General features: G+C 63.4%; 7 protein-coding genes and 1 pseudogene. 4 read left to right on the top strand and 4 right to left on the bottom strand.

From position 1 onward, the window contains the following. From ASD25_RS04960 to ASD25_RS04950, 4 genes and pseudogenes are all read left to right on the top strand, one after another. Positions 1 to 625 (top strand): annotated as a pseudogene (locus ASD25_RS04960) (nucleotide sugar dehydrogenase); the annotation flags it as partial. Positions 626 to 638: 13 nt separating this feature from the next. Further along, on the top strand, positions 639 to 791 hold the full coding sequence (locus ASD25_RS31635; protein ID WP_369816549.1) for a hypothetical protein: 153 nt from the start codon (positions 639 to 641) through the stop codon (positions 789 to 791). A 54-nt stretch (positions 792 to 845) separates the two neighbouring features. Continuing rightward, on the top strand, positions 846 to 2792 hold the full coding sequence (gene acs / locus ASD25_RS04955; RefSeq protein WP_055827826.1) for an acetate--CoA ligase: 1947 nt from the start codon (positions 846 to 848) through the stop codon (positions 2790 to 2792). A gap of 207 nt (positions 2793 to 2999) precedes the next feature. Then, positions 3000 to 4625: a glycosyl hydrolase family 28-related protein gene (locus ASD25_RS04950; protein ID WP_055827823.1), complete on the top strand. Its 1626-nt coding sequence runs from the start codon at positions 3000 to 3002 to the stop codon at positions 4623 to 4625. Here the strand turns inward: ASD25_RS04950 and ASD25_RS04945 are convergent. The 4 genes from ASD25_RS04945 to ASD25_RS04930 form a co-directional block, all read right to left on the bottom strand. Further along, entirely contained in the window at positions 4567 to 5328 is a 762-nt protein-coding gene (locus ASD25_RS04945) for an FkbM family methyltransferase (protein WP_055827820.1), read from the bottom strand. The two genes, ASD25_RS04950 and ASD25_RS04945, sit on opposite strands and share 59 nt — an antisense overlap. 119 nt (positions 5329 to 5447) lie before the next feature. Continuing rightward, the gene (hisH, locus tag ASD25_RS04940) at positions 5448 to 6089 is read right to left on the bottom strand and encodes an imidazole glycerol phosphate synthase subunit HisH (protein ID WP_200943550.1); all 642 of its coding nucleotides are present in this window, start codon (positions 6087 to 6089) and stop codon (positions 5448 to 5450) included. After that, positions 6086 to 6859: an imidazole glycerol phosphate synthase subunit HisF gene (hisF, locus tag ASD25_RS04935; protein ID WP_055827817.1), complete on the bottom strand. Its 774-nt coding sequence runs from the start codon at positions 6857 to 6859 to the stop codon at positions 6086 to 6088. The genes hisH and hisF overlap by 4 nt, the downstream gene beginning before the upstream one ends. Beyond that, positions 6856 to 8169, bottom strand: a complete 1314-nt coding sequence (locus tag ASD25_RS04930; protein ID WP_055827813.1) for an N-acetyl sugar amidotransferase — start codon at positions 8167 to 8169, stop codon at positions 6856 to 6858. The genes hisF and ASD25_RS04930 overlap by 4 nt, the downstream gene beginning before the upstream one ends. Positions 8170 to 8179 lie beyond the last annotated feature (10 nt).

The raw sequence follows: 8179 nt of genomic DNA, 5'->3' as shown, positions 1-8179 counted from the left end.
TGATCAAATACGCGGCCAACGCCTTCCTGGCGATGAAGATCACCTTCATCAACGAAATGGCGGACCTGTGCGAGGCGGTCGGGGCGGACGTGCAGCAGGTGGCGCGCGGCATCGGACTGGACAAGCGGATCGGCGCGAAATTCCTTCACGCCGGGCCCGGCTATGGCGGATCGTGCTTCCCCAAGGACACCCTGGCCCTGGTGCGGACGGCCACCGACGCCGGCGCCCCGGTCCGGCTGATCGAGACGACGGTCCAGATCAACGACGCGCGCAAGAAGGCCATGGCCGGAAAGGTGGCGGCGGCGATGGGCGGCGACCTGAAGGGCAAGACGGTGGCCCTGCTGGGCCTGACCTTCAAGCCGAACACCGACGACATGCGCGACGCGCCGTCGCTGGACGTCGCCCCCGCCCTGATCGCCATGGGCGCGACGGTTCAGGCCTTCGATCCCGAGGGCATGGACGAGGCCGCCAGACTGCTGGACGGGGTGGTGTTCAAGGACGGGCCCTACGACGCCGTGGAAGGGGCCCATGCGGTCGTCATCCTGACCGAATGGGACCAGTTCCGCGCCCTCGACCTGGACCGGGTCAAGCTGCTGCTGCGCGAACCCGTCATGGTCGACCTGAGNCATGCGGTCGTCATCCTGACCGAATGGGACCAGTTCCGCGCCCTCGACCTGGACCGGGTCAAGCTGCTGCTGCGCGAACCCGTCATGGTCGACCTGAGRAACGTCTACCGGCCCGAGGACATGCGCGCCCGCGGCTTCCGCTACGTCTCGATCGGACGAAACTAGCTACTCGCCAGGCTGCCGAGAGTGCATCATGCCCATGTTCCCGAGTGAGGAAGCATGACTGATTCCCACCTCTATCCCGTCCCCACCGGCTGGGCCGAGCGCGCCCATATGGATGCCCCGGCCCATGCGGCGGCCCGGATCGCCGCCCGCGAGGAGCCGGACGCCTACTGGGGCGAGTGCGCGCGTCGGCTCGACTGGATCACCCCGCCGACCGTGATCAAGGACGTGTCCTTCAACAAGGCCGATTTCCGCATCCGCTGGTTCGGGGACGGGGTCCTCAACGTCGCCTGGAACTGCCTCGACCGGCACCTGGCCGAGCGCGGCGACCAGACGGCCATCATCTGGGAGGGCGACGAACCGACCCGGTCCGGCGGTCTGACGTACCGCGAACTGCACGCCGAAGTCTGCCGCATGGCCAATGTGCTGAAGGGCCTCGGCGTGGCGAAGGGCGACCGGGTGACCCTCTACATGCCGATGATCCCGGCCGCGGCGGTCGCCATGCTGGCCTGCGCCCGCATCGGCGCGGTGCACTCGGTCGTCTTCGGCGGCTTCTCGCCCGACAGCCTGGCCGGCCGGATCGAGGACTGCGGCTCGAAGGTCGTCATCACCGCCGACGAGGGCCTGCGCGGCGGCAAGCGGGTGCCGCTGAAGGCCAATGTCGACGCGGCCCTGGAGAAGCTTCCGCCGGGAAGCGAGGTCCAGCACGTCCTGATCGTCTCGCACACCAACGCCGCCATCCCGATCGTCGCCGGCCGCGACGTCCGCTATGGCGAGGCCGGGCGCGGCGTCTCCGACGACTGCCCGTGCGAGCCGATGAACGCCGAGGACCCGCTGTTCATCCTCTACACCTCGGGTTCGACCGGAAAGCCCAAGGGGGTGCTGCACACCACCGGCGGCTATCTGTTCTGGGCGGCGTGGACGCATGAGCTGGTGTTCGACTACCGCCCCGGCGAGGTCTTCTGGTGCACCGCCGACGTCGGCTGGGTCACCGGCCACAGCTATTGCGTCTACGGCCCGCTGGCCAATGGCGCCACGACCCTGATGTTCGAGGGCGTGCCCAACTATCCCGACTACAGCCGCTTCTGGCAGGTGATCGACAAGCACCAGGTCGAGATCTTCTACACCGCCCCCACGGCGCTGCGGGCCCTCATGCGCGAGGGCGACGGACCGGTGAAGGCGACCAGCCGCAAATCGCTGCGCCTGCTCGGCAGCGTCGGCGAGCCGATCAATCCCGAGGCCTGGCGCTGGTATCACGAGGTCGTCGGCGACGGCCGCTGCCCGATCGTCGACACCTGGTGGCAGACCGAGACCGGCGGAATTCTGGTCTCGCCCCTGCCCGGCGCCACCGATCTCAAGCCGGGCTCGGCGACCAAACCCCTGCCGGGGGTCGAGCTGGAGCTGGTCGATGCCGAGGGCCGGGTGCTGGAGGGCCCCGCCTCGGGCAACCTGTGCATCACCGACAGCTGGCCCGGCCAGATGCGCACCGTCTGGGGCGACCACCAGCGCTTCTTCGACACCTATTTCAGCGCCTATCCGGGCAAGTATTTCACCGGCGACGGCTGCCGTCGGGACGAGGACGGCTACTACTGGATCACCGGCCGGGTCGACGACGTGATCAACGTCTCGGGCCACCGCATGGGCACGGCCGAGGTCGAGAGCGCCCTGGTCCTGCACGACGACGTGGCCGAGGCGGCGGTGGTCGGCTTCCCCCACGACATCAAGGGTCAGGGCATCTACGCCTATGTAACGCTGAACGCGGGGGTGGAGCCGACCGACGACCTCAAGAAGGCGCTGGTCGTCCATGTGAGGAAGGAGATCGGGCCGATCGCGGCGCCCGACGTGATCCACTGGGCGCCGGGGTTGCCCAAGACCCGGTCGGGCAAGATCATGCGGCGGATCTTGCGGAAGATCGCCGAGGGGGACGTGGGGAACCTGGGCGATACGTCGACGCTGGCCGATCCGGGGGTGGTGGGGGAACTGCTGCGCGACGCACCCTCGTGAGGCTCCCAGGCGCGACGCTGCCCGGTGGGTGATCATCCTGCGGTATCAGTCTGTCCTGAGGCGAAGCGCCGGAGGCCGCTTCCGATCCTCCTCGGTCTCCCGCCGCGGCGACGTTATGGGCCCGCCGGGATCGGGGGTCGGGTCGCGGAGTTATATGGCAGCCCGAACGATCATCAGTGAAATTTGTGTCCCGGCAGGAGGACTTACATGGCCCATACCGACGGCGATCGGCTGAACCGGCGAACCCTCGTCTCTCTGGGCGCGGCCGGCCTCGCAGGGGCGCTTACAAGCTCCGCGGACGCGAAACCAACCGCGCCGGACACCCTGGCGAAGGACGGGCGCCAGACCGTCACCCCCGCCTTGCCGGCGCCCAACGTTTCCGATCTGTCCCGGAAGGTCGATCGAACCGCGAATCTCTCGGATCTGGCGGACAGCGAGGAAGCGTTTGGGAACCTGGGCTTCGTTCAATCGGGAGCCGGCGCCGTCCGCCGCACGGCCAGGGCAAAGGCTCAGGAACTCGTCAGCGTGGCAGACTTCGGGGCGACGGGCGAGGGAACCGGAGATGACACGGCAGCCTTTGTCGCGGCGGCGGCGGCGCATCCCGGCAAGATTATCCATGTACCCGCGGGAACCTACCGACTCGGCCAGGTCGGCAATCTGAACGAGGCCGGCACGAGCTTCCGGGGGGCCGGCCGCTATGCTTCGATCATAAAACCGGCTGCATCCATGCGGTCAGGCCAAGCGATATTCTACAATGGATCGGCGACCGAGGGGACCTCCGCCTATGGGCTGATCGAGGACATCGGGTTCGACCTGTCGGGCCAGGACTGCATTTGCATCGACCTGTCCTCATGCAACAATTTCAACGTCAACCGTTGCCATTTTCGAGGTGGGAGCAACCGGAGATCTGCACTCGGAACCGGCGTCCGATTCGGATCCCCCAGAAACCAGGGGGCCTACACCAACACCGTCACCAACTGTTCCGGGCACGCTCTCTCCAAGGGGCTTGAGTTTGGCAGGGGCGCCAACTCCTGCATGGTCGTCGGGGGTGAATACCTGAACTGCACGGTGGGGGCCGATGCGGGCCCGGACGACTATCTGGACACACCCCGCATTATCGGGACGCGCTTCGAGGGTTGCGGCGTCTCGGTCAGGATCAGGGCCTTGGGGGCCCAGCTCCACGCTGTCCGCTTCGAGGACAGCGCTGTAGCTGACGTGGAATTCCTGAAGGGGTCCGATCGCTGTGAGATCATGGGTGGCTATTCGGCGTCGTCCCGGGTCACCCTGCTGGCGCCGGAAAACTGTACAAACCTTGTCTGCATCGCCGGCGATCTGGGTTGGTTCGAGACCCACGACGGCGCGAAATACATGCAGGGCGTACATGTTTTCTCCGGAGTAGGTCAGGCCGCAGCGCCCGCCTTGCCGGCTGGAGTGAACGCGACGGCCTTCTTCACGCAGACAGCCGTGCTGTTCAACGACGTTAGCCTGGAGGCTGTGAATACCAGCAACGACGACACCCTTCTCATGCTCCGAGGGAACACGAGCAACGAACTCGAGATTCTGGGGTTCGACAGAAAACTTCGAGCCTATCGCGACGTCAACATCGGAGGGGGAGAATCGATCAATCCGCTGGGAACCGGCGTAACGAGTCTGGGCAAGGACTCGCGAAGATTCAGGACGGCGAACCTCAGCGAAGGCGTTCGGGTGGCAGGCAAGCAGGTGGTGGGAGCGCAACATCCTGCCATCGACGACGCGACAGACGCCGCCAGCACGGTCAGGCAGCTGAATGCTGTTCTTGAATGCCTGCGCGCGCACGGCCTAATCGCGAAGTGACTGCGGTCATGCCGACACGCCCCGCGCGCCACAAGCCGTTGATGTTTCTTAGCCAGCTGGAAATATAGAGCCGTTTCCACGTAGGTAACGGCAGGCGCTTGTTGATGAACAGAACGTCCTTATTGTTGGGCGTGAACCGTATCATATGGAAACCGATGTCCTTGAGACGTTGCTTGGCTTCCTCAGTTCGATCCCTGAGTTCGGGATACCAGAAATCGTGAAATTCGACGGTGATCTGATCGATACTCCGCAAGGTGTCCGCGTTTGCTTCCAGAATCATATCGAGTTCCGCGCCTTCGATATCCACTTTCAGCAGACTAACCGGGCCGGTCCTCTTGAGGATCGACTCCAGCGACGCCGCTGCGACCATGGTTGTGGTTCTTGAGCCGGTAGCTTCAAGGAGACCGCCCACCACGGCGAGATCCATCACCGAACCTGTCAACTCCTTGTCCATGTCGTAGGTAAGGGCGACTTCGCCGTCGTAGGCCGTGATCGCGGCCTGGATAACATCGATGCCGCGCGCCTCGAGGTCTCGGGCGAGCTGGGGAACCGGCTCCACCGCGGTCACCAGACAGCCATAGCGAAGCGCCATCGGAACAGTGAACTCGCCCCGGTTGCCGCCAAGGTCCAGCACTCGGGCACCCGCCGGGAGAAATTCCGGCAAGAAGCTGTGCTGGCTTATGCGTTCGAGTGTCTTCGTCATATCTGCTCCCCTGCGGGTCATACCGCAGGTCCGGCACAGGGACCACACTGAGCCCGGCCTAATGTTGCGTTCATCGATTGGGATCTGGTGCCTCTGGATTCGGGGCCTGGCCGAGCCAGCTAGGTATGAAGAAATCGCTCGAGAATACGGAGGCCCAGAGGTCCGCTCTTCTCGGGATGGCATTGAAATGCCGTGATGTTGTCCTGTTGGACAGCCGCGCAAACGGGATAGTTGGCGTAGTCGACATTCGCCAGGCGTCGATCATCATCCTCCGGGATGCAGCTATAGGAGTGCACGAAATAGGCGGAGGAGGCCCCGGGCTCAACGCCGTCAAGAAGGGTGCCGTCCCAGGTCCGCGTCTCTGGCTTCAGGAGCGGGCTCCAGCCGATATGAGGAACCTTTCGCACCCCCGCCTGGTCCGCCGGCGGAATGGGCGCGACGTGCCCGGCGACCAGTCCCAACCCCTCGTGCCGTCCGAACTCGAGACTGTAGTCGAACAGCAGCTGCATGCCCACGCAGATGCCGAGGAACGGTCTCCCGCTCGCGGCGAACGCCCGAACCTCGTCGGTCAGCCCGCTGTCTGAGAGCGTGCGGATACAGGGTTCGAAGGCTCCGACTCCGGGCAGGACAAGCCGGTCAGCAGCCCTTATCCCGGCCGCTGATGACACCAGACGAGCCTCCCCGCCAGCGCGCTCGATGGCGCGCGCCACGCTGTAAAGATTGCCGATTCCATAATCGACTACATGGACAATCGCCGTCACGGCCGAACCTCCGCATCGCGCCGGACGCGCAGGCCCGCCGCGACCGCCGCCTCCCGGATGTCGGACAGGTTTGACCGGTTGTAGTGAAGGATGTCCGCCATTGCGACCGCGTCGGCGCCATGGGCGACAGCGCTGATCATATGGGCCGCCGATCCCATCCCGCCGCTGGCGATTACCGGGATCGGCACAACGCGCGTAACCGCCTCGATCAATTCAGTGTCGAACCCCTTGCGCGTTCCTTCCTGATCGACAGACGTCAGAAGAATTTCGCCAGCGCCCCGCTCGTAGCCGAGCCGACACCAATCGACCACATCGACACCCGTGGATTCTCGGCCGTTGTCCGTGAACGCCTCCCACCGGCCGGGGCCGCTCCGCTTGGCCTCGATTCCCAGAACCATGCATTGGGAACCGAACCGTTGAGCGATCTCGGTCACCAGTTCGGGGCGACGAAGAGCCGCTGTGTTTATCGCCACCTTGTCGGCGCCGGCCCTGAGCATGGCGCGGACATCATCGATAGAACGCAGTCCGCCCCCCACCGTCAGTGGCACGAAGACATCCCGTGCGGTCCGCGAGACGATGTCGCCCAAGCTGTTGCGACCGTAAAGACTGGCCACGATGTCGATGTAGATCAGTTCGTCGGCGCCCTGCTCATAGTATCGCCGGGCATAGTCCTGCGGATCGCCGATGACCCGCAGCCCTTCGAGATGGATCCCCTTGATGAGATTGGGACCTTTGACGTCCAGCCTTGCGATCAACCGGGTATTTCTCATGCACGCTGATCCGTTCGCCCCCAGGGCGTGTGGCGCAACTTCCATTCCCCGTCCTGCACGGACCAGAGATGAGGGGAACGGAACCGGTCGCAGACGGCAAGAAACTCCTCGCGCGACATTCCGATGTAATCGAGGAACTCGGCCTCATAACGAGCAGGGTATTCGCCCTCATATCGCTCCATCAGCGAGAGGCCTTCTTCGCGCGTGATATGGTGGTTACGAATTTCCTGTGCGGAATCCATCATGGCGCGCCCGACGCCGAATTTGATCCAGCGAGTAAAGTAGAAGAACCCGTCAACCTTGTCATCCAGGCTATTGTACTTCGAATAGGTCCCCTCGGTACGCACCGGATTGGCCTCAAACCCGGTGTGTTCAACGGCGTAGTAATAGGCCTCTTGGGGCACCCACTTCTTGTAATAACCCAGATACTTCCAGTCGATGCCCTTCTGTGTGAGCACATCCGGATCCAGAGGTAGATAGCTCTTGAGATCAACAAGAGCGACACCTTCATCGAGATATTCCCCGATCGGTTTTCCACCCAGCAATATATCTCTCAGATCACGATCACCGAAATAATCGAGCTTGAAGCCCTCGCTTTCGGCTTTTTCGCCGGCGGCCGCATAACTGGACGTCTTGTGACTGATCTGTTCCCCATACTCGCCAGGCATTTCACCATAGAATATCAACGGGATATTCATCTGGGCGGCCATTTTGGCCACGAATGTTTTCTGGCCGAGAATGAACGGTTGGAAGGGATGCAAAAGATTGATTGTTGCATTCCGCGTCAACAATCGATGGATCTTTCCGTTTGGCGTGTAGAGATAGTTGTCAAACCCTCCCACGTGCAGCCACTGCTGGAAGTTCTTCCACCCAATGTCAGTGTAGAGATGCGGTGACCAGGTCACCGTGAGCGGGTTCATTCCGTATTTGTATTTGAGCAGGTGCGACTGCATGGCGCTGTCCTTGCCTCCGCTCCCGCCCACGATGCAGTCGTAGCCGCCGTCGGTACGACGATATTTGTTGCAGAGCTCGATCAGTTCGCGCTCGCGCTCGTCCCAGTCGATTTCGCCATCGTCCTTCATCGCATTGAAGCGACATGCGTGACATACGCCGTCTTCGTCGAAGCTGATCGTCGTCTTGGTTGAGCCGTGCCCGTGCGTGTATTCGTTCGCTGACATCGGCTGCTGATTGGACATGTTGCATTGCACGCAGAAGCGGACTTCACGCGGCAGGCCGTAATAGACCTCCAGCTCCGGCTCTGGCCGGTTGAAGCGCGAGATATCGACGCTGGGACTGGGACCGATCTTCATGGCGAGGCCT

It is taken from the genome of Brevundimonas sp. Root1423 (genome assembly GCF_001426805.1).
Note: the sequence above shows the minus strand (reverse complement) of the source record. Positions and strands in the feature narration are given on the sequence as shown.